We start from the raw sequence: 25290 nt of genomic DNA, 5'->3' as shown, positions 1-25290 counted from the left end.
CAATAAAACCTGAAAAAGGAAAGATAGAATCTATCTTTCCTTTTTTAACTGAATTCTGAAAATTCAATAATAACTCTATTATTTGAATTTACATCAATTGTACTGATACTTTCAAAATCACCTTCATCAATTGATTTTCTTTGGAACTTAATAATAAATTCTGTTCCTTTCCCTTCTTCACTAAAAACTTCTATAGAACCATTCATAAGATCAACAAATCTTTTTACTAAGGCTAAACCAAGACCGGTACCCTCTGATTTTTTAGAAAATGAATTATTAATTTGAATAAATTTATCAAATATTTTATTAAATTTATCTTTAGGTATTCCTACACCTTCATCTTTAACTTTAATTTTAAAATTATCTTTTCCAATATTTATATCAACAAAGATACTCTTATTTTCCGGTGTAAATTTTATAGCGTTAGATATTAAGTTTAATATTATTTTTTCGTATTTATCCTTATCTAAAAGTACGACACATTCTTCCTCTGATGTATCAAAAATTAGATCTATGTCTTTACTCTTAGCATAAAAATTTACAGAAGAAACTAGATTTTCTGTATAACTTACAATATCAAAGGGTGAATAGTTAGCTTCAAGAAAACCTGCATCTGACTTAGAAATATCAAGAATATTATTAATAGTTTTTAATAGAATTCGACAATTTTGATTTATTCTAGTTAAAATCTTTTGCATATTATAGGTTATTTCATCACTATACACATCGTTAGCCAGTTGAAGCGATGCATAAATTATAGTGAGAGGAGTTCTAAGTTCATGAGAAATTGAATTAAAAAAATCATCTTTCATTCTCACTATTTCTTTAATTTCCATATTATGAATTATTTCTTTAGTTACATCTTTTATAGTTACTATAGTATTAACTATATTACCCTGTCTATTTATTATTGGATTACAATTTAATAATATATACTTTATTTTATCAGCTCTAACTTTATACTCAAGAATCAAATTATCTATAGACTCATGTTTTTCCATGTAATTTCTTATTAATTGCTTTGAATCTGCAGTAATATCATCATTAGTATCAATAATCTTTAGTCTATTCTTTAAAATCTCTCTATATTCATACATCTGCTTTAAATTTAATTCCATTACGCTTAAAGCCATTTCATTGCAAAAATCAAATTCTCCAAATCTATCTAATACAACTAACCCCTCTGATATATTATTTACTACATTTTTAAGATGCAATAAGGATTCTTTTTCTTTAGTTCTTATTTGTTGAATAATTTCACATTTGGTTTTCATTTCTGACCAAACACCTAATATCTTTTCTTGCTCACTTTTTACCTTTATTTCTTTTTTTGCATAGTCAGTTACTTCATAAATCAATACAACTAAATTATCATCCTTAAAATTAATATAAAAGTCAAAGTATCTGTTATCCAATAAATTTATTTTACAGAATTTTTTATTAGATTTTTCCTTTATTGAACACTCAATATATCTATTCACTTTACTAAATGAATCAATACTCTTAAAAATGTTTCCTATAATATTTTTGCTTAACTTGAAAGTATTAACAAATTCATCATTTACATATTCTATGCAGAGTTCTTTACTATTTATTATTATGATACTAACAGGAAGATTATCGTATAGTTTATACATCTTAATTTCCTCTCTACTTAACTCAAGTTTTATAATTACTATATATTAATTTAATTCTATAAAAAAAACAAATTTCCTTCCTTTTCCAAAAAGTAATAAAAAAAATCTTCACATAAAGGCGAAGATTTCTATTCTGAAATTCTAAAGTCTTTAATTGTCAGTTGCTTATTTTTGATACCATTAAATTCATTAATAGTTGGATAAAATATTAAATCGAGTTTTAATCCGAAAGGGTAAGATATAATTTTTTCATAATCATTCTTGTATTTTTTCATTAAAATATACTTTAAGTCTTCAACCTTATTAAAGCCTACTGCATCAATCTTTCTATTGTTTTTTGTAATACAAGTTAGTTTTAAAGTATTTTGATTTTTTCCAAGAATTTTAATGTCTGAAATTAATATATTTTTTTCTGCAAATAGAGGGGCTGAGTTGCCTTTACCAAAGGGTTCTAAAGCTTCTAGTTCTTTTATTAGTTCATCATTAATTGCTGTTAGCGGTATTCTATTATCTATTTTTATTTTTGGTATAATATCATTATCTGTCAGTGGACAATTAATGTTTAATCTCTCCCTTAACAACTCTATTTTTTCTTCTTTTATAGAAAGTCCAGCTGCCATAGGATGCCCTCCGAATTTATCTAGCAAATCTCTGCATTTAAGTAATTCCTCGAATAAATTATACCCTTCAATAGATCTTCCTGAACCCTTAGGCATTTCTTTACCTTTTGTCAAAATTATTGTAGGAATATTATATTTTTCTCTAATCTTCCCCGCAACTATCCCTGCAATACTCTCATGAACATCTTTGTCATATACAACTAACACTTTATCATTGTTTAGATTTGAGCTTTCTATATATTTAACTATTTTATCTACTGTCTGAATAGTCATTGCCTGCCTTTTTTTATTTAATTCTACCAATGTCTCAGCTAAGTTTCGTGCTTTATCCTCATCTTCTGCTACTAAAAGCTGAACTGATAAGGAGGCAGTTTCTAGTCTTCCAGTAGCATTTATACAGGGTCCTATCATGAAACCAACATTATGCGATTTTATTTCTTTATCCTTAATGCCTAACATATTTATTAGTGCCTTTAAACCTATATTATTCGTCTTACTTATCATCTTCAAAGAATTTTTTACTATAATTCTATTTTCACCTATTAAATCCACTACATCACAAATAGTCCCAATTCCAGCAATTTCAATTAATGAAAATGCTTCTTTTTCATCAATGCCAAGTTTTATATAAAGTGCTTGGATAAACTTAAAGGCTATTCCCGCACCACATAACATTTTAAATGGATATTCGCAATCAGTTCTCTTAGGATTTATAACTGCATCTGCAGAAGGTATAATATACTCCCTTTCCTCTTTTTCAATAAAAGGTAGCTCATGGTGATCTGTAATTATTACCACCATTCCTAATTCTTTCGCTAGTTTTACCTCTTCAATAGCACTAATACCATTATCACAAGTTAAAATTACCTCTACTCCCTGCTCTTTAAGTATTTTAATCCTTTCAACACTCATACCATAACCTTCTGCTTCCCTATCTGGTATATAATATTGAATATCTGCATCTGAATTTAAACTTAATAAACCTTTGTATAAAATTGTGGTGCTAGTTACACCATCTGCATCATAATCTCCGTAAACCAAAATCTTTTTACCTTCTTCTAAGGCATCTATGATAATATCCGTTCCTTTATCCATATCCTTCATCAAAAATGGGTCATGCAAATCATTTAATGAAGGATTCATAAACTTTTTAACTTCATTTACTTCCTTAATATTTCTGTTTGCCAGTACCTTTGCTGTTATTTTATTTATTTTAGCTTCTCTTGCTAAAGTATCAATATCGCATTTAGTAACTCTAAGTCGCCACTGATTTTCCATATTACTCTATCACCTTCTCAATTGATATTATACCATACCAAATAATTAATTTGTGATATAATCTTTACTGGAGGTGTTAAGGTTGAAAAAGAATAGTAGCTGGTAGCCATCGACTTAAAGGTATAGCAAACAAGCCATCTTGCGGTGGCTTCAAAAAATTAAATATGTAGACAAAATTAATGTTATTCAGTAGCTGACTTGATTTTATAACCCTGGAATTTTGCCATTAATATAGCCTGTTCTACAGTAATCTCACGGTCAACAGGAAGAACGTCAGATTTCCGATAAAGTTCAGCGTTATAGGGTTCATTATTCTTCAACATGTTGTATAATGCTGTTAGAAGCATTCTCGCTATTGCAATGATTGCTTTCTTGTGACCGCGACGTTTTCTTAAACGAAGATAGCGGTTGCGGATTTCAGGATGCTTTTCACTTTTTACCACAGAATTAGCGCATTGGACTAAAAATGGTTTGATATAGCATCCGGCTTTGGAAACCCGGACAGATTTTTTCTTTCCCGCACTTTCATTGTTGGTAGGTGTAAGACCTGCCCATGAGCATAAGTGTTTCGCCGAAGGAAAAGCCTCCATGTTGACACCAATCTCTGAAATGACAGTTATTGCAGAGAAAGGATTACTAAACGATGGTGCGGTTAGGATTAGGTCGAGTTCTTGCTGATAGGGACTGGCGAGCGCAAGAATCAGTTTTTCTAGCTCTGCTTTCCGGGATTCCAAATCTTCAAAATGTCTTTTGATAATCTTTAATTTACCAGCCTGTTCTGGTGTAATATAACCATCAATGGCGAGCTCTAATTCTGAAATTTTGTTCTTCATAGAGCCATGAATTAAAGGTTCCAAATCAAAAGAAGTATCAAGAGGATTTTTAAGTATCTTATCCAGAATTCTTTTAGAACTTTTACCAAGAGTGTCTGAGACAACGCTTGCTAACTGAATGTTAGAAACCGTGAGACAGTTTTGGAGACGGTTCTTCTCACTGGACATAAAGCAGGTTAGTTTGTAACGATAGCGCATAAGGTCACGCAGCTGACGTATATCAGCAGGGGGCATAAAGCTACCGGCAACAAGATCATCCTTAAACAGATCAGCAATCCATTTCGCATCTTTCTTGTCAGTTTTTTTACCACGGATAGCCTTAACATACTTAGGATGTGCAAGTACAATAGAACAGCTCTTTTCCAAGACGTTGTACACAGGAATCCAGTATTTACCGGTAGATTCCATACAGACATCCATACAATTATAATCAAGAAGCCATTGTAACAGCTCTTTCAGGCCTTTGGTGTAGGTAGAAAAGCGGTGGCTCTTGTAGGTTGTAACACCTTGTTTGTTGGTGGAAGCGATGCAGGCAACAACGAAAGTTTTGTGGACATCGATTCCACAACAGATTTTATACACTATTTTTAAAGCCATAGGGACTCCTTTCTGAACTGAAAAGTTCATAAGAATTATAGGGAGAAACGGCATTGACTGACAGCCTAGCATTTAAACGAGATTGTTTAAACAAAGATAAGGTTACGTACTCAAAGGTACACTTATTTGTGCTTGAAAAGGCGGTCTACACATATATATATTCGGTCATCTGACAAGTCAGACAACCCACTCACCTCCCCGTGATTTGTAGTTTACCGGTTTCCCTATGACTAAGAATAAAAGAATTTTCGCTTGAAGCCAATACTTTTCATTACGTTTTGTGCCTTGAGCGAAGCGAAAGGAATGGGAATATATATGGATAAATTGCTATTCGGAATCTCCGGATTGCCTATTGGAAAGGAAAATGCAAAATTTAATTATAAAACAGGTATTGATTATCTAAACAACATTGGACTGGATGCCATGGAACTTCCATTTGTTAGATCAGTAAATATTACTGATAAAAATAAAGAAGAAGTATTGAATTCTAAAATTAATAATAATTTTTATCTTTCAGCTCATGGTTCATATTTTATAAACCTTAATGCTGAAGATGATGAAAAGATAGAAAAATCTATTGAAAGAATAATAAAAGGAGCAGAAGCTTTATTAAAGGTTAATGGAAAAAGTCTCGTGTTTCATCCAGGTTATTATCTTAATGATTCAAAAGAAGAAACTTTTAATACTATTAAGGAAAACTTGTTGAAACTTCCTGACTTAGGAGTGGATTATAGGTTAGAAACTACAGGTAAAGAAACCCAATTTGGTTCTTTAGAGGAGATTGTTCAGTTATGCAAACTAGTCCCAACCTGTAAGCCATGCATTGATTTTTCTCACCTCCATGCAAGATACAATGGTTCGTTAAAAAATTATGATGATTTTGCAAAAATATTGGATTATATAGGAACCGAACTTGGAGAAGATGCTTTGAAGGATATGCATATACATATGTCGGGGATTAATTACGGTTTAAAAGGTGAGAAAAATCATCTTCCCTTTGAAGAAAGTGATTTTAATTATAAGGCATGTATTAAAGCCTTCTCAAAGTTTGATATTAAAGGATGCATTATTTGTGAAAGTCCAATTCTTGAAAATGATGCTTTGTTACTTAAATCCTATTATGACTCAATATAAAAATATAAGGGCAAGTAATCAATACTTGTCCTTATATTTTTTAAATTATGTACCTAAGCTTTTACTCCTTAATTTCCACCTTTTCACACTCTAGATTTTCTTCTACAATAACCCTAATATCCTGAAGTTCTCTCAAAATTTTTTCTAGCAATTCCAATTCCTTGTTGTCCAATTAGATTACCTCCATCTCTATTTTGACTTATCAATAATTAAATTATATTATCTGCCTACAGAATTTAACATAGTGTTATAGAGGGAAGGGAGTAAAATTATGCATATAAAATAAATAACTAAATCTAAATAAAACACATTAAGCAGCTTTAATTCATAAAATATATGGATTATAAATTTAACAATATGATTTTTAGGAGCTGGTACTATGTGTGGAATCGCAGGTGTAATAAACTATAAAGAAAACTTAATTGACAAAAGATATATTATTGATGATATGACGAAAACATTAGAAAAAAGAGGACCTGATTCCTCCGGTTATTATTTATCTCCTAATGCCCTACTAGGACATAGAAGACTTGTGGTAGTAGACCCAGTTGGAGGAGTACAACCAATGATTAGGTTTCATGAAGGCAACAAATATATAATTGTGTATAATGGCGAATTGTATAATACTGAAGATATAAGAAAAGAGCTTATTTCTTTAGGCTTTAATTTTAAATCTTATTCTGATACAGAAGTTTTACTTACCTCTTACATTGCTTGGGGAACAGACTGTGTTAATAAATTAAATGGTATTTTCTCCTTTGGAATATGGGATGAAAATAACTTTAAGTTATTTTTATGCAGAGATCCATTAGGAGTAAAACCATTATATTACACTATTAAATCAGATAATTTTATTTTTGGTTCTGAGTTAAAAACCTTGCTTGCCCACCCTCTAGTTACACCTACTATTGATGAAGAAGGAATATGCGAAATATTTGGACTTGGTCCTGCTCATACGCTAGATAGTGGAATATTCAAGAATGTTTTTTCATTACCTCCTGCAAACTACCTTATCTTTTCAAAAGATGGTTTACGAATTAAGGAGTATTGGAATTTAACTTGTAAGGAGCATAAAGAAGATATATCCTCTACTGCAGAGCACCTTAAATCTTTATTAACAGATGCTATTAAACGTCAACTTATTTCCGATGTTCCTCTTTGTACATTTTTATCAGGAGGATTGGACTCAAGTATTATTTCTTCAATTGTTGCTTCAGATTATAAAGTAAAGGGTAAAATATTAAATACCTACTCTATAGATTATAAGGATAATAATATTTATTTTAATTCAAATGCTTTCCAGCCCGATGCTGATGATCCTTGGATTGATAGAATGAGTAAATATATAAACAGCAAGCATACAAAAGTAATAATAGATACTCCCGAACTTACTGAAACGCTAATGGATTCTGTCATAGCAAACGATATGCCTGGCATGGCTGATATAGACTCCTCTTTATATCTTTTCTGCAAAGAGGTTCGAAAAAAGAATACTGTAGCTCTTTCTGGTGAATGTGCAGACGAGCTGTTTGGAGGATACCCTTGGTTCAGAATTCCTGAACTTATTAATTCTGAAACCTTTCCTTGGTCTCAATCTATAAAGGCTAGAAAGTCAATTTTATCAAAGGAATTTGAAAATGTGGATATAGAAGCTTATATCCAGAGTAGATATAAGGAAGCAATAAGTAAAGCTCCTAAGCTTTATGGTGAAAGTAAGGCTCAAAGCAGAATGCGTGAAATTTTCTATTTAAATTTAAAATGGTTTATGGTTACTTTACTAACAAGAAAAGATAGAATGAGCATGTTTAACAGCTTAGAAGTTAGAGTTCCTTTTGCAGACTATAGAATAGTAGAATATGCTTATAACATTCCAATGGAAATGAAATTTTATAACAATAGAGAAAAAGGACTTCTTAGAAAAGCAATGGAAGGCATACTTCCTGAAGATGTACTTTGGAGGAAAAAAAGCCCATACCCAAAGACCTTCAATCCTGATTATACAAAGCTAGTTGCAACCTGGCTAAATAATATTATTGAGGATAAAACATCACCAATATTACAATTAATTGATTATAATGTTATAAAAAAACTTATTGAAACTAAAGGAGAATCCTTTGATGGATACTGGTTCGGTCAGTTAATGAAAGGTCCTCAACTTATGGCATATCTAATTCAAATAAATATATGGATGAATATGTACAAGGTAAAAATTGCTTAAAAAGATACCCAGAGAAATGAACTCTTCTCTGGGTATCTTTTTTATGAGAAAATTTATTTTAATTATCCTAAAAGATGATCTTTCCCTTCACAAGGTTTAGGTCTATGCAAACTAATTGCTTCTTCATCTACAAAATATAGCTTATTATTAAACTTTTACTTTCTAAATGCATGCACTTATAATCGATAGCTATCTATAATTATTTTCTTATGATATTATATAAAATGTGTTAGAAATGTAGGAATATAAAATATTAATTTAGGAGATATAAATAATGACTAAGAAAACTTATAAAGGTAGTGCTATGCTTAACCCTGTACCAGCAGTGCTTATAACCTCAAAAAACAAAGAGGCAAAAGTGAATGTGTTTACTGTAGGCTGGATAGGAACAGCTTGTACTAGACCTCCAATGATAACAATAGCTATTAGACCTGAGCGTTTATCCTATGATTACATAAAAGAAACTGGAGAATTCGTAGTAAATTTACCTTCAAAAGCTTTAGTGAAGGCTGTAGATTTTTGTGGAGTTAAATCAGGAAGAACCGTTGACAAAATTAAAGAACTCTCTTTTGAATTAGGCGAAAGTAAAAATGTATCTGTACCTTATTTAGATAATTGTCCTATTTCTCTTGAATGCAGGGTAAAAGACATAATACCTTTAGGTTCTCACGACTTATTTTTGGCAGAGGTTTTATGTGTTCACGTGGAAGAAGACTTAATTGATATTAATGGCAAAATACACTACGAAAAAGCTAACCTAATCTGTTATTCTCATGGTGAATATTTTGGACTTTCAAAAAACTCTTTAGGCTCCTTTGGTTTTTCTGTAAGCAAAAAAAAGAAAAAGAAAAGGTAATTAAGGTCTCAGTATTTGAATACTGGGACTTCTTAATACTTTTTCTACTACTTTTATTATCTTGTTCTCATCTATAGAAGCTATAAACTCTTCTGGAAATTCATTAAACAAATCTTCTGTCGAATTAAACATAAGTTCATAAGTAGTAAGTTTCTTGCATAATTCAATGGATTTTTCTAGACTCAACTCTTTCTTTAGGTTTATTGACTTTACTATTTTTCTAATATCTGACTCATTAAAGATTACTTTATTATTTAATATAAAATTAATATTATTATTAATTAGATCAATAACTTTATCAATATTTTCAACAGAGGTCCCAACTTTAATTGTAAAAAGTTTAATTCCTTTTTCTTCTTTTATATTGCTTTCTATTTCATATGCTAATCCATTTTTCGTTCTTACTTCATCATATAGTATGCTGCTTGTTCCATTACCAAACCTCTCGTTAAAGATTTTTAATATTTTCATTTCATACTGATTTAATGAATCAATTGTGTAGCAATACTGTATTTTGGCACTTTTTAAATCTTTTCTGTTTTTATAATAAATTCCTTCATTATTATTTTCATATAAATCATTTTCTATAAAACTATATTCTTCATGCCAATTTCCCCACAAAAGTTCAACCTGATCTAATACTTCTTTAAAATCTAATGAAGAAACAACACTAATTACACAATTTGATGGTACATAATGTTTTTTATAAAAATCAGATATTTGCTCTATTGTAATTTTATTTATGCTTTCTTTACTTCCTATAATTAAATCCTTTATTCTTCTTTGTTTGAAGGTATTAAAAAACAACTCATCTTCGCATTCCTGGTATGGGTCATCCTTCCATTCTTTTAATTCTTCTAAAATTATATTGATTTCTTCCTTGTAGCCTTCTAGAGGGAATGTAGGATTTAATAATATATCTGAATAAATTTCAAAGCCCTTTTTAAATTCATCACTTAATGTTGTTCCATAATATATTACATATGGATAATTCGTCATTGCATTATGAAACCCAAAAACTTCATCACAAGCTTCATTTATTTCTTTTTCACTTCTTTTTTTAGTACCTTTAAATAGCATATGCTCTACTACATGCGCAAGACCTGTTTCATACTTTTTCTCCATAATAGCCCCAGCATTAAAACCTATACAAAAGGAAGTTAATTTTCCTTCTTTTTTTATATAATTTAGTTTTATTCCATTTTTTAGAATATGTTTTATCATAGTTAGTCTCCCTTTAAATTTATAAATTAATTATATATAATTTATAAAAAAAATTATATAACTTTAAAAATAAAATACGAAGCAGTTTTACTTACTTCGTATTTTATTTATTTTATATTCTCTTTTAAGAGTATTATAGTTTAAATATTTTTACTGCTTGTGATAATTCTTCAACCATAGAGTTTAATTTTGAAACAAATCCTGATAGCTCTTCCATTGCTGCAGATTGCTCCTCTGTTGATGCAGAAACCTCTTCAGAAGAAGCTGCTGTTTCTTCTGAAACTGCCGAAACGCTATGCATATCTTCTATAACTTCTTCTTTATCCTTATTCATATTTTTAATAGATTTATTCATATGTTCAACCTTCTCAGCTATATTATCAATATTTCTTGATATTTCTTTAAAGGTCTCTTCAGTTTTATTTACAACATTATTTTGCTCTTCTACAGCATTCTTAACCTGTGAAACAATACCTACAGCATCATTAGTTTTATTCTGAATGTCAGTAATTATATTTCCAATTTGATTTGCTGATTCTGATGATTCCTCTGCAAGCTTTCTTACTTCCTCCGCTACAACAGCAAAGCCTTTTCCAGCATCACCAGCTCTAGCAGCTTCAATTGCAGCATTTAAAGCAAGTAAATTTGTTTGATCGGCAATATTGCTTATAGCTTCAATAATAGCACCAATATTTGATGAGCTGTTTTTAAGCTCGTCCATTATTTCTGAAACCTTCTCTACTGCCTTATGATTTTCATCAGTTTTCTCTAAAAGCAGCTTAACAATATCTTTAGAACTTTCATTTACCTTTAATATTGCTTCAGTATTATTTTTCATTTCACCTGAGTAGTTATCTAGATTTTCAATTTCATTACCAACCTTAGATAGTTTTTCTACTACCTCTTGTATACTTTCTGATTGACTAGATGAGCCTTCAGCAATTTGTTGTACTGTTTTAGCCACTTCATCAATAGATAAAGATGTACTTTCTGTAGAATTTGTCAATGTTTCCACTGTTGAAGAAACTACACTAATAGAATCATTTATTTTATTAGTAAGCTCACGTATCTTTTCTGTCATACTATTAAAACTAGTGCCTAAATCTCCTATCTCGTCCTTTGATTCTACTTTACATTTTACTGTTAAGTCTCCTTCAGCAGCTTTTCCCATAAGTACTGCTAACTTCCCAATAGGTATTGTTATTTTTCTTGAAATAATTATACCTAATGCAATTGAAGCTAATATTGCTATGAAAATTACTATGCAAATTGTCTTTAACATGGCATTTGCTTCGCTTTGCATTTCACTTACAGTAGTAGTCGATCCTAATATCCAATTAACACCTGGAATTACTTCATAAGCTTGGATTCGTTTAACTCCATCACTACTTTCATATTCTTTAACTTCTGGCTTAACTTCTTCACCAGTTTTTATTTTTTCAACTACCTCTTTAATTATAGAATTATCTGCAGGTTTTGCTATCAATGCAGTATTTGGATGAGATAATACAGTTCCTACAGAATCTACTAGGTACATGTATCCAGTTTGGCCTATGGTCATTTCTTTTAAGTACTTACTAAAAAAATCTATATATATTGAGTTTGAAATAACACTTATAACTCTATTATTTTCATCTTTCACTGGAGCTGCAAATACAACTACTATTCTTCCATCTACCTTTGAAACTAAGGTGTTACTAATATTGAATTCACCCTTTAAAGCTTTTTGAAAGTATTCTCTGCTACTTATATTAAGTACTTTTAAAGTTTTAGGGTTACTATCTGAAATGCTTATTCCCTTAGTATCACTTAAGAAAAAGTGTTCGTGAAGCTCTACTTTTTCAAATTCCTTTTTCAATAAATCACTTGCTTGAAGTATTTCTGGGTTGGTTAATGCAAAAAACTCATTACCTGGATATTTTTCTCTTAATTTTGCAGTTTCTACTACCTGCTTACTTTTTGCAAGTAATTCAAGATGCTTTTTCTCACTATTTATTAAAGATGTAATTATTTGTTTTTCCTGAATACTAATTGTTCTCAATTTTTCTTCGTTTAAGTTAGTAATCGTATTCATATTAAAATAAAAAGCAATTCCACTAGTTATAATGAGAGCTACAATAACTAATGCTGAAATCATTATAGGCAACTTCCTTTTTATTGTCATTTTTCCCCCTCCTTGGTATATTAATGAATTATATGTATAATTATATCACATTTTTAGTTGTTTTGTGTTATTTTTTGTAGAAAAGATAAAGTCAGGTAAAATTTTAAATATTTACCCGACTTTATCTTAAAGTATATATTGTGAGGATTGGTTATAAGCTATTTTATTTAAAAATATTTCCGCTAATTATTAGCTTTTGTATTTCATTTGTTCCTTCATAAATTTGAGTTATCTTAGCATCTCTCATCATTCTTTCAAGATGATATTCCTTCATATAACCATTACCACCAAGCATTTGAATTGCTTCAACAGTTACATGCATTGCTGCATCAGTACATGTAAGTTTAGCTTTTGCTGCTGGAATTGAGTATGGTCTTCCTTCACTCTTATCTAAAGCAGCTTTATATAACAAATATTGAGCTTGTTCTATTTGAACTTCTAATTCTGCCATTTTAAATGCTAAATACTGGTTTTTAAATAGAGGTTTTCCGAATTGTACTCTCTTTTTCATGTAATCTACTGCAACATCATAAGCGCCTTTAGCTATTCCTAATCCTTGAGCTGCAACACCTATTCTTCCTCCGTCAAGAGTTTTCATTGCAGTTGCAAATCCTTTTCCTTCTACTCCGCCAAGTAAGTTTTCAGCAGGAATTCTGCAATTTTCAAATACTAATTCTGCAACTTGTGCTGACTTTATTCCACACTTATCCTCTATTTTACCTATAGAAAATCCTGGAGTTCCTTTTTCTACTACAAAAGCTGAAAGTCCTTTTACTCCTTTACTCTTATCTGTCATAGCATATACTGCAAAAATATCTGCTACAGGAGCATTTGTAATAAAGCATTTTAAACCATTTAAAATGTAAGAATCTCCATCTTTAACTGCAACAGTTTCAGCATTACTTGCATCTGAACCTGCATTTGGTTCAGTTAAACCAAAAGAACCTAATTTTTTACCTGATAATAGATCAGGAAGATATTTTTTCTTTTGTTCTTCTGTTCCACCATTATAGATAGATCCAGCACATAATGAAGTAGTAACTGAATAAGAAATACCTAATGATGCATGAACTTTTGATATTTCTTCAACAGCTATGGCATAAGCAAGATAATCTGCACCTGTACCGCCATATTCCTTAGCATAAGGTAAACCTAATAATCCCATTTCACCAAGCTTTTTGTATTGTGCCATTGGAAATTCGCTTTTTTCATCATTATCAATTGTAATTGGTAATAATTCCTTTTGAGCAAATTCTCTCGCTTGGTTTTGAATAACTTGATACTGATTTGATAACATAAAATCCATAAAAATTTCCCCCTAAATTAAAATTATTTTATATATATATTTTTGTGAACGAATTTAAAATTGTTTTTCTTTTCTCTTGCCAACATTAAAGGAACCCATAAACCTTTTAATTGATCTTCTACAGAAAAACTTTATTTAATATTTTGAATGTTCAATCAATTTTTATTAAAGTTTTCTTATTGGCTGTTAATTCGCTAGCTTAACAGCCAATAAGAACATTAATTATTTATAGCTTTTAATTTGTGCTATTAATTCTGGAATAACTTTACTAAAGTCTCCAACTAATCCTAAGTCAGCTATTTTCATCATTGAGCAATCAGCATCTTTGTTGATAGCGATTATGTAATCACTGTCTTGCATTCCAGCTAAATGTTGGATAGCTCCAGAAATTCCTACAGCAAAATATAGTTTTGGTCTTACAGTCTTTCCTGTTTGTCCTACTTGTAATGCATGGTCTATCCAGCCATTTTCTATTGCTGCTCTTGATCCAGATACTGTTCCACCTAGTAAATCAGCAAGTTCTTGTAGTAATGCAAAGTTTTCTTTGCTTCCTACTCCTCTTCCTCCAGATACTAATATTTCAGCTTCTCCGATATCAGCAACATGTTTTGCAATTTTAACAACATCTAATACTTTTACTCTTAAGTCATCTGCTCCAAGAGTTACTGCAACTTTTTCAATTTTAGCTGCATCTACTTTAGCTTCATCTTTAGCTAATTTATCAAAAACTCCTGGTCTTACTGTTGCCATTTGTGGTCTATTTTCAGTACACATAATTGTTGCCATTAAGTTTCCACCAAATGCTGGTCTTGTCATCATTAAGTGATTTGTTCCTTCTTCAATATCAAGGCCAGTACAGTCAGCAGTTAATCCTGTAGATAATCTTCCTGCTACTCTTGGTCCTAAATCTCTTCCTAGGAATGATGCTCCTATTAACATTACTTCTGGTTTCTTTGCATTTACTAAATCACAAATTACTTTTGTGTAAGCATCTGTTGTGAAGTGTGCTAATTTTTCATCTTCTGCATATATTACTTTGTCTGCACCATAAGCTAATAATTCATTAGCTAAGCTATCTACTTTATTTCCTAATAATATAGCTACTAATTCTGTTTCTAATTTATCAGCTATTTCTCTACCTTTTCCTACTAATTCTAATGCTACTTTTTGTAGCTCTCCATCTCTTTGTTCGGCAAATACCCAAACACCTTTGAAATCTGCTATATTCATTGATAATCCCTCCACTTCTACTTATATACTAAATATAGTGCTTTTCTTTTAATTTTGCTGCTGCAAATGCTGCTGCTTCTTTAGCTGACATGTTAACTACTTCGCCTTTACCTTTGCTTTCTTTTGGCCATGATCTCTTAACTTTTGTTGGAGATCCTTTTAATCCTAATGATGCTTTGTCAACTTCTATATCGTCAGCACTCCATACTTTAACTTCTTTACTAAAGATTTCAAATATGTTAGCAGCATCCATGTATCTTGGAGCATTTAATTCTTTTATCGCTGTAAGTAAGCATGGCATTTTGATTTCTACTACTTCGTATCCATCTTCTAATGCTTTAGTTACTTTTAATGCATCTCCAGCTACTTCTACTTTTTGCACATAAGTTACTTGTGGAAGACTTAAGTGTTCAGCAATTTCTGGTCCAACTTGAGCTGTATCTCCGTCGATTGCTTGTCTTCCTGCAAATATTATGTCATACTCTAACTTTCTTAATGCTCCTGCAAGTGCACTTGAAGTTGCTAATGTATCTGCTCCAGCGAAAGCTCTGTCAGTTACTAGTATAGCATCATCTGCTCCCATAGCCATTGCTTCTCTTAATGCAGATTCTGCTTGTGGAGGTCCCATTGTTATAACTGTTACATGAGCTCCGTTTTCATCTTTTAATCTTAATGCTTCTTCTAAAGCATTTTTATCTTCTGGGTTTATTATTGATGGAACTCCTTCTCTTATAAGTGTTCCTGTTACTGGATCTATTTTAACTTGGTTTGTATCTGGAACTTGTTTTAAGCAAACAACTATCTTCATTGTTTATTCCTCCTTCTTAATTAACTATTTAAATATTGTCTATTTAAATATGTCTCCTGAAATAACCATTCTTTGAACTTCATTAGTTCCTTCGTAGATTTGAGTTATCTTAGCATCTCTCATCATTCTTTCTACTGGGTAATCCTTCATGAAGCCGTATCCACCAAATAATTGAACTGCTTCTGTTGTAACATACATAGCTGCATCTGATGCTGCCCATTTAGCTCTTGCTGCTGATACTCCATAAGGTTTTCCATTATTTTTATCCATAGCTGCTTTGTAAACTAAGTATCTAGCTTGTTCAATTCTTAAATCCATTTCTGCCATTCTCCAAGCTAATCCTTGGTTCTTCCAAAGTGCTTTTCCAAATTGTTTTCTTTCTTTCATATATTTCTTAGCTTCTTCAAATGCTCCTTCAGCAATACCTAAAGCTTGAGCAGCAACTCCGATTCTTCCACCATCAAGTGTCTTCATTCCAACAGAGAATCCTTTTCCTTCAACTAAACCTAAAAGGTTTTCAGCTGGAACAATACAATCTTCAAGTACAACTTCACCAACTTGCGCAGATCTTATACCCATTTTGTTTTCAACTTTACCAATTGATATTCCTGGGAATGCTTTTTCTACGATAAATGCAGACATTCCTTTAGGTCCTTTACTTCTATCAGTAGATGCAAATATAACAAATGTTTCTGCAATTGGGCTGTTAGTTATGAAAATTTTCTGACCATTTAATATGTATTTATCTCCGTCCTTAACAGCAACTGTTTGTCCAGCAGCAGCATCTGTACCAGCGTTTGGTTCAGTTAATCCAAAAGATCCAAGCTTTCTACCGGAAGCTATATCAGGAAGGTATTTTTTCTTTTGTTCTTCAGTAGCATTTTGATAAATAGCTCCTGCACATAAGGAAGTATTTACTGAATAAGAAATACCTGTTGCACCGCAAACTTTAGAAATTTCTTCTACAGCAAGAATGTAAGATAAATAGTCTCCACCTGATCCGCCGTATTCTTTAGGGAATGGAAGACCGATAATTCCATGTTTACCTAATTTTTTATAAGCCTCTAATGGGAATATACCCTTTTCATCATACTCTGCTGCATTAGGCTTAAGTTCGTTTTCAGCAAATTCTCTTACCATTTGAATTATAAATTGGTGTTCTCTTGATAAATTAAAATCCATGATATTTACCTCCTATGATTTTATATAATAAAGAGTTTGTTAAATTTTTACTTAGCAAAACTTGATGCCAACCCTTACATGTTAAATTTTAATCAATTACTGCACTTATATCAAGTACATACTTTTTTGTATTATAGTATTTTTTTAAGGATATAGTGTCTTTTTTTATACTTAATATTTATAAGAAACCATTGTGTGCAGTTATTTTTTAAGAAAAAGCTTTTGATATTTCTACCAAAAGCTACTACTGCATTAAAATATTATGTCTAACAATTATTATTTTGCGTAATTGTGGAATCCAATACCTGATTTTCTTCCTAACCAACCAGCTCTAACGTATTTTCTAAGTAATGTATGAGCTCTGTATTTAGAATCTCCAGTTTCTTTATATAATACATCCATAATAGCAAGACATACGTCAAGACCTATAAGATCTCCTAATGCTAAAGGTCCCATTGGATGATTTGCTCCAAGCATCATAGCTTTATCTATATCTACAGCTGAAGCTACTCCTTCTGCTAGTATTCCAACTGCTTCATTTATCATTGGGATTAATATTTTATTTACAACAAATCCTGGTGCTTCTGCAACTTCTACTGGATCCTTTCCTATAGCTAATGACATTTCTTTTACAGCATCATAAGTTTCTTGTGATGTTGCCATTCCTCTTATGATTTCAACTAGTTTCATAACAGGAGCTGGGTTAAAGAAGTGCATTCCTATAACTTTATCTGGTCTATTAGTTGCTGATGCAACTTCTGTTATTGATAAAGAAGATGTATTTGAAGCAAGAATTGTTTCTGGTTTGCATATTTTATCCAATTCAGCGAATATTTGTTTTTTGATTTGCATATTTTCTACTGCTGCTTCAACTATCAAATCGCAATCAGCTGCCGCATTTAGGTCAACTGTTCCTGATAGTTTAGAAAGTATTTCTTCTTTTTTAGCTTCTTCCATCTTACCTTTTTCAACTAATTTTGAAAGGTTTTTTTTAATTCCATTAAGACCTTTCTCAACAAACTCGTCTTTGATGTCTCTTACTAATACTTCATAGCCTTTTACAGCGAAAGCTTGAGCAATTCCAGCTCCCATTGTTCCAGCACCAAGTACGCATACTTTTTTCATTGCCTGTATACCTCCTATTTGTTTAATATGATACCCTTTACAAAATTGATTTTATTCCATCACTTTACATATATCAAGTACATACTTTTTTGTGTTATAGTATTTTTTCAAAAGCATAGTACCCCATTATACGTTTAGTATTTATTGGATACTAAATGCATAATGGGGTACGTAAAAAGTAGTTTATATGTTTAATAAAGATATATATGCTTTTTAATAGTTGTAAAATCCTTTTCCAGATTTTCTTCCAAGCCAGCCTGCTCTAACATATTTTTTAAGTAATGTATGAGCTCTGTATTTAGAATCTCCAGTCTCAGTATATAGAACATTCATAACTGCAAGACAAATATCAAGTCCTATAAGATCTGCTAATGTTAGTGGTCCCATTGGATGATTTGCTCCAAGCATCATAGCTTTATCTATATCTGCTGCAGAAGCTACTCCCTCTGCAAGTATTCCAACTGCTTCATTAATCATAGGAACTAATATTTTGTTTACAACAAACCCAGGTGCTTCTGCAACTTCTACAGGGTCCTTTCCTATAGATATTGAAATTTCTTTTACAGCATCAAAAGTTTCTTGTGATGTTGCCATTCCTTTTATAATTTCAACAAGCTTCATAACAGTTGCAGGATTGAAAAAGTGCATTCCTATAACTTTATCAGGTCTATTTGTTGCTGATGCAACTTCTGTTATTGATAAAGAAGATGTATTTGAAGCAAGAATTGTTTCTGGTTTGCATATTTTATCTAATTCAGCAAATATTTGTTTCTTTATTGCCATGTTTTCTACTGCTGCTTCAACAATTAAATCGCAATCAGCTGCCGCATTTAGGTCAACTGTTCCTGATAATCTTGAAAGTATTTCTTCTTTTTTAGCTTCTTCCATCTTACCTTTTTCAGCTAACTTTGAAAGGTTCTTTTTAATTCCATTAAGTCCTTTTTCAACAAACTCATCTTTGATGTCTCTTACCAACACTTCATAACCTTTTACAGCAAAAGCTTGAGCAATACCTGCTCCCATTGTCCCTGCACCAAGAACGCATACTTTTTTCATATTAAGTTACCTCCAATTTAATATAATATTACTTAATACAATAAAAGCAATTTGCGTACCAAATTAGCAATAACTATTTAATCATCTGCATCATTTCCTTCTTCTATGTTATACTCATCTAATTTTCTATAAAGTTTTGATCTTGGTATTTCTAGAACCATGGCTGTCTTTCTCTTATTACCTTTGCACTGTTTCAAAGTATTTAGTATTATTTCTTTTTCAATAGACTTCATTATATTATTTAGTCCTGTATTTTGATTTTCCCATTTCTTTTTAAGAGAACTATTTACTATATATTTGGGTATGTCCTTTATTGAGACATTAACATCATCTGCAATAACACAAATTTTTTCAATAATATTTTTTAATTCTCTTATATTACCTGGCCAATTATACCCAATAAAAACATCCATAACTTCATTACCTATTTTTCTATAAAGGCCTGTTTCTCTGTGGAAATCATCAACAAAATTCTTAATTAATAAAGGAATATCTTTTATTCTCTTTCTTAAAGGAGGTATCTCAATAGATATTACATTTAACCTATAATAGAGGTCTTCTCTAAATTTCCCCTCTCTAATCATCTGCTTTAAATCTCTATTTGTAGCACTAATTACTCTCACATCTAGTTTTATTGGCTTTTTACCTCCAATTCTATGAACCTCCTTCTCTTGCAACACTCTTAACAACTTAGCCTGAAGATATATTGGCATTTCACCAATTTCATCTAAAAATATTGTTCCTCCGTTCGCTAATTCAAACTTACCTATGTTTCCCCCTTTCTTAGCTCCCGTAAATGATCCTTCTTCGTATCCAAATAATTCAGATTCTATTAGATTTTCTGGAATTGCAGAACAATTTAGTACTACGAAGGGCATATCCCGTCTATCACTTTCATTATGTATTGAGTGAGCAAAAAGCTCCTTTCCAACTCCACTCTCTCCAACTAATAATATATTTGAATTTACTTTTACTACTTTTCTTATCTTATCTTTACATTCATTTATTTCCTCTGAAATTCCAACAATGCTGTCAAGGTTATACTTCGCTCTATTCATCTTTGCTATTTCGTTTTTAAGTAGTTTTATCTCTTTATCTAAGGTCTTAAATTTTAGCATTGTGTTTTCCATTTTATCTACATCTTCAAATAACACCATGCCAATTCCACCAAGAACTTCTCCATCATCATCTAGTAGGGGTATTATATGCACTATCGCTTCATCTGCTTTATTTTTAAATTTATGCTTTGCTGCTATTTTGGCCTGCTTAGTTTTTAATACTTCTCTAAATATAGAATAAGGATGCACTTCTAAAATATCCTTACCAATTATCTCATTCTGAGGCATTTGAAAAAAATCAGCAAAAATTTCGTTAAGATATATAATGATTCCATTTTCATCTACTATATCAATTGGAACAGGTAATTTATCAAATATTTTGTAGCAAAATTCTAGAAAAGCTTTTGATTTTAAGTAATTCATTAACTCTTTCACCCTTTTTATCATTTTTTTGTATTATAAATTATCTATTTATTAATATATTACATTCCTTAGTATAAGTAAAATTTATATAAAGCTAAATAATCCTATTATTGTCCTATAAAGGTACATTTGTCGCGTTTTAGGACATGCTTTTAAATATTTTTAAACTTCATTATATTTTTTAATAAAACTTACATAATTATTTTTTCTATTTTTCAATATAATACATAATTTTATTATAATCATTATTTGATTTTATTTAAATAAATATAATTTCTTTTAAAAAAATAGCTATTCGATGTCTATTGGCATACATATTGCTAAAGTATTAGTCGAACATATATTTTATTTTGAGGAGGATATCAAAATGTCAGTATCAATAATAGGAACATCACATTCAAAATTCGGTAGATTAGAAGACAAAACTATTTATGATTTAATATTAGAAGCAGGAAGAGGAGCTTTAGCTGATTCAGGACTTACTGGTGAAGATATAGATGCAGTATTTTTCGCTAACTACGGTTCTATGGATTTTAATAACCAATCACATTTAGGCCCATTTATGGTAGAAATTGACCCAGGACTAAGATTCAAACCTTGTGTTAGAGTTGAAGGAGCTTGTGCATCAGGTTCAGTTGCTGTATATGAAGCTATTAAAGGTATAGAATCTGGAAGATATAAAAATGTACTAGTTGTTGGAGCAGAAAAAATGACTTCTTTAAATGGAAAGGGTGTTACTGCTACTCTTGCAAAAGCATCTTATATGCCTTTAGAAGGAGAACATGGATATACTTTCCCAGGACTATATGCTGAGCTTGGCAAAGGCTATATGGCACACTTCGGAATAAGTGAAGAAGAATTAGCTGATACTCTTGCTCGTATTTCTGTAAAAGCTCATACCAATGCTATGCAAAACCCTCTAGCTCAAATGCAAAATGGAAGTAACATGGAGTACGCTCTACATGTTTCAGATAAAAATCCTATGGTCGCTTATCCATTAAAATTATCAGATTGTTCTTTAGTTTCAGACGGAGGAGCTGCAGTTGTACTTACTACTACAGAAAGAGCTAAAGAATTAAAAGATAAAGTTGTTGAAATATCTGCAATTAGCATGATGTGTGACCATATATCAATAGTTGAAGGGAAAAGACACAATTGGGAACATGAAGCAATAAGACGCGCTTTCAATAAATGCTTAGATGAAACTGGTTTAACTTTAGCTGACATAAATCTTGCTGAGGTTCATGATTGCTTTACAATAAATGAATTAGTAATATATGAAGCTTTAGGTTTAACTGAACCAGGAAAAGGAAGAGAAGCAGTACTTGATGGCTCTGTATTCCTTGGGGGAAGACTTCCAGTTAATACATCTGGAGGACTTAAAGCAAAAGGACATCCAGTAGGAGCTACTGGAGTATCAATGCATGTATTAGCAGCAAAACAACTTATGGGAGAAGCTATTGGTGCTCAAGTAGAGGGTGCTCAAAATGCTGTTACTGTAAATGTTGGTGGAAGTGGCGGAACTAACGTTATTTCTATATTAAGAAGAGTTAAATAATCTCCTATATTTTAAATAAGAAAAACTGGACAAGCATTTGCCCAGTTTTTCTTATTTTATTTCTATTATATAGTCATCTATATCTAGTAGTCCTATCTTTTTTCCTCTTCCAGCTCTATTTTGAAGTTTTATTTCTGTAATTGGAATATTAAGACTATAATTATTTTTGGTCCTAATGCACAACTCATTTGTATCTTCTCCATGAAAAGCTACTTCATCATCTTTAACTTTAGAAATTAGTTGTGCAAAAATTACTTTATCTCCTTCTTTTAAGCTTATTCCAGTTACTCCCGATGCTATCTTGCCCATAAAGCTTACTGCTTTATCTTCAAATCTTATACTCATGGCAAATTGTGTTATTAATAAAATATCCTTTTGAACACTATTATTTATTAATTGTACATTAATAAGCTTATCATTCTCACTCTTGAATTTATAAGCCTTAGTACATGTAAAATCAGCTAAAAATTCATTTAATGCTGTTTTCTTTACATACCCAAAACTGCTAAAGAAATAAAGACTATAATCCTCATCAAAACCTTTTATAGAAATAACATTAATTACCCTATCTTTTTCTTTATCAAAACCATCAACTACTTTATCTAAACATATTCCTTCTTTATCTAAATTCTCTATCATATTAGCTAATAATAAAATTGCCTTTCCCGTATCCGTAAAAATTAGGATTTTACTTAAAGAATCTGTTGTGCAGCCAAATGTATTTTTAAGAATTTTTAAACTTGATATTTTTACATTTCCTTTATTATCTATATTTGCTATAAAAGTTTTAGTCTCTAACTCTTCAATATAATCTATTTGTATTATTTTATCTTCACTACAGATATTCAGTATCTGCATTCCCCATATATTTCTATCGGTAATTTCCACTTCAGGTAATCTAAGATATACTTCCAATCCGTTTCTTGTCACTACTTTAATATTATTATTGACATTATTTGTGTTCTCCAATGTTACCTTAATCAGTTCTTCATCATTTTTTAGTTTTAATGCAACTATTTTAGTGTAATTAGTTTCATACTTTAAAAGGCTAGTCTTCTTTATCATACCCTTATTTGTGAAAAATGTTAAAATTCCATCTTCCTTTAATTCTTCTATAATAATTGTAGAAATTATTTTTTCGTCTTCAAGTGACAAACTTTTAACTAAGGTATCTATCCTCTCTCCTTTTTCCTTCCATTTCATTTCAGGAATTTGGGAACATCTAATTTGATACATATTGCCTTTGTTTGTAAAAATGAATAAATTGTCTTTTGTGTTTCCGCTTAAGAAATATTTATTAAAATCTCCTTCTCTATACTCTATTTCATTAATATCTCCATTAATTCTTTTATAAGCCTTCTCAGAAATTCTTTTAATATATCCTTCATTAGACATTGTAATTATAATGTCTTCCTCTAATATTAATTCTTCATTTTCTATCTTTGCCATCTCATCATTAGCTATGATCTCAGTTTTTCTACAATCATTATACTTTTCTTTAACTTCAGTCAAATCTTTCTTGATTACTTTTAAAAGTTCTTTTTCACTTTCTAAAATTTTATTTAGCATTTTGATTTGCCTTTCAAGTTCAGCATATTCCTTTTGAAATACTTTAATTTCGAGTCCAGTTAACTTATATAACATAAGCTCTACAATAGCTTCCGCTTGAGCTTGTGTAAATTGAAATTTATTTATTAAATTTTCTTCTGAATCTTTCTTAGATTTTGAAGCTCTGATAGTTTTTAATATATCATCCATTATATCTATTGCTTTAATAAAGCCTTCTACTATATGAAATCGCTTTCTAGCAATTTCCAACTCTTTTTTAGTTTTTCTCGTAGTTACATCCTTTTGATGTTTAACATAGTAGTTTATTATTTCCAATAAGTTTAAGGTTCTTGGCTTGCCATCAGCAATTGCTACCATATTAAAGTTTATATTTACTTGAAGATCTGTTCTCTTAAATAAATATTTTAGAACTCTGTCCATAGTATCTTTATCAGTAGATTTTTTGAACTCAATTACCGCCCTTATACCATTTCTATCAGATTCATCTCTTATATCCGTAATACATTCTAAGGCTTTAGAATGTTTTTTATCAGCAGTCATTTCAGAGATTGCTTGAAGCGTTTTAGCCTTGTTTCTTCTATAAGGAAACTCAGTAATAATAATACCATATCTATCATTATCTAATTTTTCTATACTTGTTTTAGCTCTTAAGGTAACTCTGCCTTCTCCATTTTCATATGCTGATAGGATTGCTTGTTCTCCAATAATGATTCCCCCTGTAGGCAAATCTGGTCCCTTTATATAATTCATTAATTCTTTTACGGTTATATCTTTATTTTCTATAAATCCAATAGCCGCATCAATTACTTCTCCAAGATTATGAGGTGGTATATTTGTTGCAAGTCCTACCGCAATTCCAAAGGCACCATTTACTAAAAGATTTGGGAATCTTGCTGGAAGTACCTTCGGCTCTAACTCTGTATCAGAATAATTATTAACCATTTCCACTACATCTTTATCTATATCTCTAAGCATTTCTAAGGCTATGTATGTAAGTCTAGCTTCAGTATATCTCATGGCAGCTGCATTATCTCCATCAATACTTCCCCAGTTTCCATGACCATCTATTAATGTTTTTCTTGTGGTAAAATTTTGAGCTAATATAACCATAGACTCATATACAGAGGTATCTCCGTGAGGATGATATTTCCCTAAAATATCACCAACAATTCTTGCAGATTTAAAATAAGGTTTATCAGGCATTGCTTTCAATTTATATGCACCATATAGTATTCTTCTATGAACTGGCTTTAGTCCATCCCTAACATCAGGAAGAGCTCTTTCTTTTGCAACCTCTACAGCATAAGGAAGATAGTTATCAGGCATTACTTCAGCTATGGATACTGGAACTATATTCTTGTCAAAAGGTATATCTATATTTTTTTTGCTCATAATATTGTAATCCTCTCTAAAT

At 30.8% G+C, this 25290-nt stretch carries 17 protein-coding genes; 4 read left to right on the top strand and 13 right to left on the bottom strand.

The window, feature by feature from the left end; genetic code table 11:
- Window positions 1-44: 44 nt before the first annotated feature.
- The 3 genes from CLHOM_RS05170 to CLHOM_RS05160 all read right to left on the bottom strand — a co-directional run bounded on the left by CLHOM_RS05170 (window position 45) and on the right by CLHOM_RS05160 (window position 4965).
- Window positions 45-1637 carry a sensor histidine kinase gene (locus CLHOM_RS05170; protein ID WP_052220630.1) on the bottom strand — a complete coding sequence of 531 codons (1593 nt, stop codon included), beginning with the start codon at window positions 1635-1637 and terminating at the stop codon, window positions 45-47.
- Window positions 1638-1765: 128 nt separating this feature from the next.
- Window positions 1766-3535: a single-stranded-DNA-specific exonuclease RecJ gene (gene recJ / locus CLHOM_RS05165; RefSeq protein WP_052220629.1), complete on the bottom strand. Its 1770-nt coding sequence runs from the start codon at window positions 3533-3535 to the stop codon at window positions 1766-1768.
- A gap of 182 nt (window positions 3536-3717) precedes the next feature.
- Window positions 3718-4965 (bottom strand): IS110 family RNA-guided transposase, encoded by a 1248-nt coding sequence (locus CLHOM_RS05160; protein WP_052220628.1) that lies wholly within the window; start codon window positions 4963-4965, stop codon window positions 3718-3720.
- A gap of 315 nt (window positions 4966-5280) precedes the next feature.
- Between CLHOM_RS05160 and CLHOM_RS05155 the strand changes: the two genes are divergently transcribed.
- The 3 genes from CLHOM_RS05155 to CLHOM_RS05145 all read left to right on the top strand — a co-directional run bounded on the left by CLHOM_RS05155 (window position 5281) and on the right by CLHOM_RS05145 (window position 9173).
- Window positions 5281-6099, top strand: a complete 819-nt coding sequence (locus CLHOM_RS05155; protein WP_052220627.1) for a TIM barrel protein — start codon at window positions 5281-5283, stop codon at window positions 6097-6099.
- Window positions 6100-6478: 379 nt separating this feature from the next.
- The gene (gene asnB / locus CLHOM_RS05150) at window positions 6479-8317 is read left to right on the top strand and encodes an asparagine synthase (glutamine-hydrolyzing) (RefSeq protein WP_052220626.1); all 1839 of its coding nucleotides are present in this window, start codon (window positions 6479-6481) and stop codon (window positions 8315-8317) included.
- 274 nt (window positions 8318-8591) lie between these two features.
- Window positions 8592-9173, top strand: a complete 582-nt coding sequence (locus CLHOM_RS05145; RefSeq protein ID WP_052220625.1) for a flavin reductase family protein — start codon at window positions 8592-8594, stop codon at window positions 9171-9173.
- Here the strand turns inward: CLHOM_RS05145 and CLHOM_RS05140 are convergent, their stop codons facing one another.
- The 9 genes from CLHOM_RS05140 to CLHOM_RS05100 all read right to left on the bottom strand — a co-directional run bounded on the left by CLHOM_RS05140 (window position 9174) and on the right by CLHOM_RS05100 (window position 20749).
- The gene (locus tag CLHOM_RS05140) at window positions 9174-10397 is read right to left on the bottom strand and encodes a M16 family metallopeptidase (RefSeq protein ID WP_052220624.1); all 1224 of its coding nucleotides are present in this window, start codon (window positions 10395-10397) and stop codon (window positions 9174-9176) included.
- A 133-nt stretch (window positions 10398-10530) separates the two neighbouring features.
- Window positions 10531-12561, bottom strand: a complete 2031-nt coding sequence (locus CLHOM_RS05135; RefSeq protein WP_052220623.1) for a methyl-accepting chemotaxis protein — start codon at window positions 12559-12561, stop codon at window positions 10531-10533.
- Window positions 12562-12724: 163 nt separating this feature from the next.
- Window positions 12725-13867 carry an acyl-CoA dehydrogenase family protein gene (locus tag CLHOM_RS05130; RefSeq protein ID WP_052220622.1) on the bottom strand — a complete coding sequence of 381 codons (1143 nt, stop codon included), beginning with the start codon at window positions 13865-13867 and terminating at the stop codon, window positions 12725-12727.
- A 222-nt stretch (window positions 13868-14089) separates the two neighbouring features.
- Window positions 14090-15097, bottom strand: coding sequence for an electron transfer flavoprotein subunit alpha/FixB family protein (locus tag CLHOM_RS05125; RefSeq protein WP_052220621.1), 1008 nt, complete (start codon window positions 15095-15097; stop codon window positions 14090-14092).
- Window positions 15098-15125: 28 nt separating this feature from the next.
- Window positions 15126-15905 (bottom strand): electron transfer flavoprotein subunit beta/FixA family protein, encoded by a 780-nt coding sequence (locus CLHOM_RS05120; protein ID WP_052220620.1) that lies wholly within the window; start codon window positions 15903-15905, stop codon window positions 15126-15128.
- Between the two features lie 39 nt (window positions 15906-15944).
- Window positions 15945-17087, bottom strand: a complete 1143-nt coding sequence (locus CLHOM_RS05115; protein WP_052220619.1) for an acyl-CoA dehydrogenase — start codon at window positions 17085-17087, stop codon at window positions 15945-15947.
- A gap of 276 nt (window positions 17088-17363) precedes the next feature.
- Window positions 17364-18212 carry a 3-hydroxybutyryl-CoA dehydrogenase gene (locus CLHOM_RS05110; RefSeq protein WP_052220618.1) on the bottom strand — a complete coding sequence of 283 codons (849 nt, stop codon included), beginning with the start codon at window positions 18210-18212 and terminating at the stop codon, window positions 17364-17366.
- 213 nt (window positions 18213-18425) lie between these two features.
- Window positions 18426-19268 carry a 3-hydroxybutyryl-CoA dehydrogenase gene (locus CLHOM_RS05105; protein ID WP_052220617.1) on the bottom strand — a complete coding sequence of 281 codons (843 nt, stop codon included), beginning with the start codon at window positions 19266-19268 and terminating at the stop codon, window positions 18426-18428.
- Window positions 19269-19345: 77 nt separating this feature from the next.
- Entirely contained in the window at window positions 19346-20749 is a 1404-nt protein-coding gene (locus tag CLHOM_RS05100) for a sigma-54 interaction domain-containing protein (RefSeq protein ID WP_052220616.1), read from the bottom strand.
- 367 nt (window positions 20750-21116) lie between these two features.
- Here CLHOM_RS05100 and CLHOM_RS05095 point away from each other — a divergent pair, with 367 nt between their 5' ends.
- A complete protein-coding gene (locus CLHOM_RS05095) occupies window positions 21117-22307 on the top strand; it encodes a thiolase domain-containing protein (RefSeq protein WP_052220615.1) in 1191 nt (396 codons plus the stop codon).
- 51 nt (window positions 22308-22358) lie between these two features.
- Here the strand turns inward: CLHOM_RS05095 and CLHOM_RS05090 are convergent, their stop codons facing one another.
- Window positions 22359-25268: a DNA topoisomerase IV subunit A gene (locus tag CLHOM_RS05090; protein WP_052220614.1), complete on the bottom strand. Its 2910-nt coding sequence runs from the start codon at window positions 25266-25268 to the stop codon at window positions 22359-22361.
- Window positions 25269-25290: the final 22 nt, after the last annotated feature.

The sequence above is a fragment of the Clostridium homopropionicum DSM 5847 genome, assembly GCF_001263795.1.
In the GTDB taxonomy this organism is placed as follows: Bacteria; Bacillota; Clostridia; order Clostridiales; family Clostridiaceae; genus Clostridium_H; species Clostridium_H homopropionicum.
This window is presented reverse-complemented; position numbering and strand designations above follow the sequence as displayed.

Bases quoted from the DNA above. Each gene is read 5' to 3' on its own strand.
- CLHOM_RS05160 (WP_052220628.1), bottom strand. From the start codon at position 4,965: ATGGCTTTAAAAATAGTGTATAAAATCTGTTGTGGAATCGATGTCCAC.
- CLHOM_RS05170 (WP_052220630.1), bottom strand. From the start codon at position 1,637: ATGTATAAACTATACGATAATCTTCCTGTTAGTATCATAATAATAAAT.
- CLHOM_RS05115 (WP_052220619.1), bottom strand. From the start codon at position 17,087: ATGGATTTTAATTTATCAAGAGAACACCAATTTATAATTCAAATGGTA.
- CLHOM_RS05130 (WP_052220622.1), bottom strand. From the start codon at position 13,867: ATGGATTTTATGTTATCAAATCAGTATCAAGTTATTCAAAACCAAGCG.
- CLHOM_RS05125 (WP_052220621.1), bottom strand. From the start codon at position 15,097: ATGAATATAGCAGATTTCAAAGGTGTTTGGGTATTTGCCGAACAAAGA.
- CLHOM_RS05145 (WP_052220625.1), top strand. From the start codon at position 8,592: ATGACTAAGAAAACTTATAAAGGTAGTGCTATGCTTAACCCTGTACCA.
- CLHOM_RS05095 (WP_052220615.1), top strand. From the start codon at position 21,117: ATGTCAGTATCAATAATAGGAACATCACATTCAAAATTCGGTAGATTA.
- recJ (WP_052220629.1), bottom strand. From the start codon at position 3,535: ATGGAAAATCAGTGGCGACTTAGAGTTACTAAATGCGATATTGATACT.
- CLHOM_RS05120 (WP_052220620.1), bottom strand. From the start codon at position 15,905: ATGAAGATAGTTGTTTGCTTAAAACAAGTTCCAGATACAAACCAAGTT.
- CLHOM_RS05100 (WP_052220616.1), bottom strand. From the start codon at position 20,749: ATGAATTACTTAAAATCAAAAGCTTTTCTAGAATTTTGCTACAAAATA.
- CLHOM_RS05155 (WP_052220627.1), top strand. From the start codon at position 5,281: ATGGATAAATTGCTATTCGGAATCTCCGGATTGCCTATTGGAAAGGAA.
- CLHOM_RS05110 (WP_052220618.1), bottom strand. From the start codon at position 18,212: ATGAAAAAAGTATGCGTACTTGGTGCTGGAACAATGGGAGCTGGAATT.
- CLHOM_RS05135 (WP_052220623.1), bottom strand. From the start codon at position 12,561: ATGACAATAAAAAGGAAGTTGCCTATAATGATTTCAGCATTAGTTATT.
- CLHOM_RS05105 (WP_052220617.1), bottom strand. From the start codon at position 19,268: ATGAAAAAAGTATGCGTTCTTGGTGCAGGGACAATGGGAGCAGGTATT.
- asnB (WP_052220626.1), top strand. From the start codon at position 6,479: ATGTGTGGAATCGCAGGTGTAATAAACTATAAAGAAAACTTAATTGAC.
- CLHOM_RS05090 (WP_052220614.1), bottom strand. From the start codon at position 25,268: ATGAGCAAAAAAAATATAGATATACCTTTTGACAAGAATATAGTTCCA.
- CLHOM_RS05140 (WP_052220624.1), bottom strand. From the start codon at position 10,397: ATGATAAAACATATTCTAAAAAATGGAATAAAACTAAATTATATAAAA.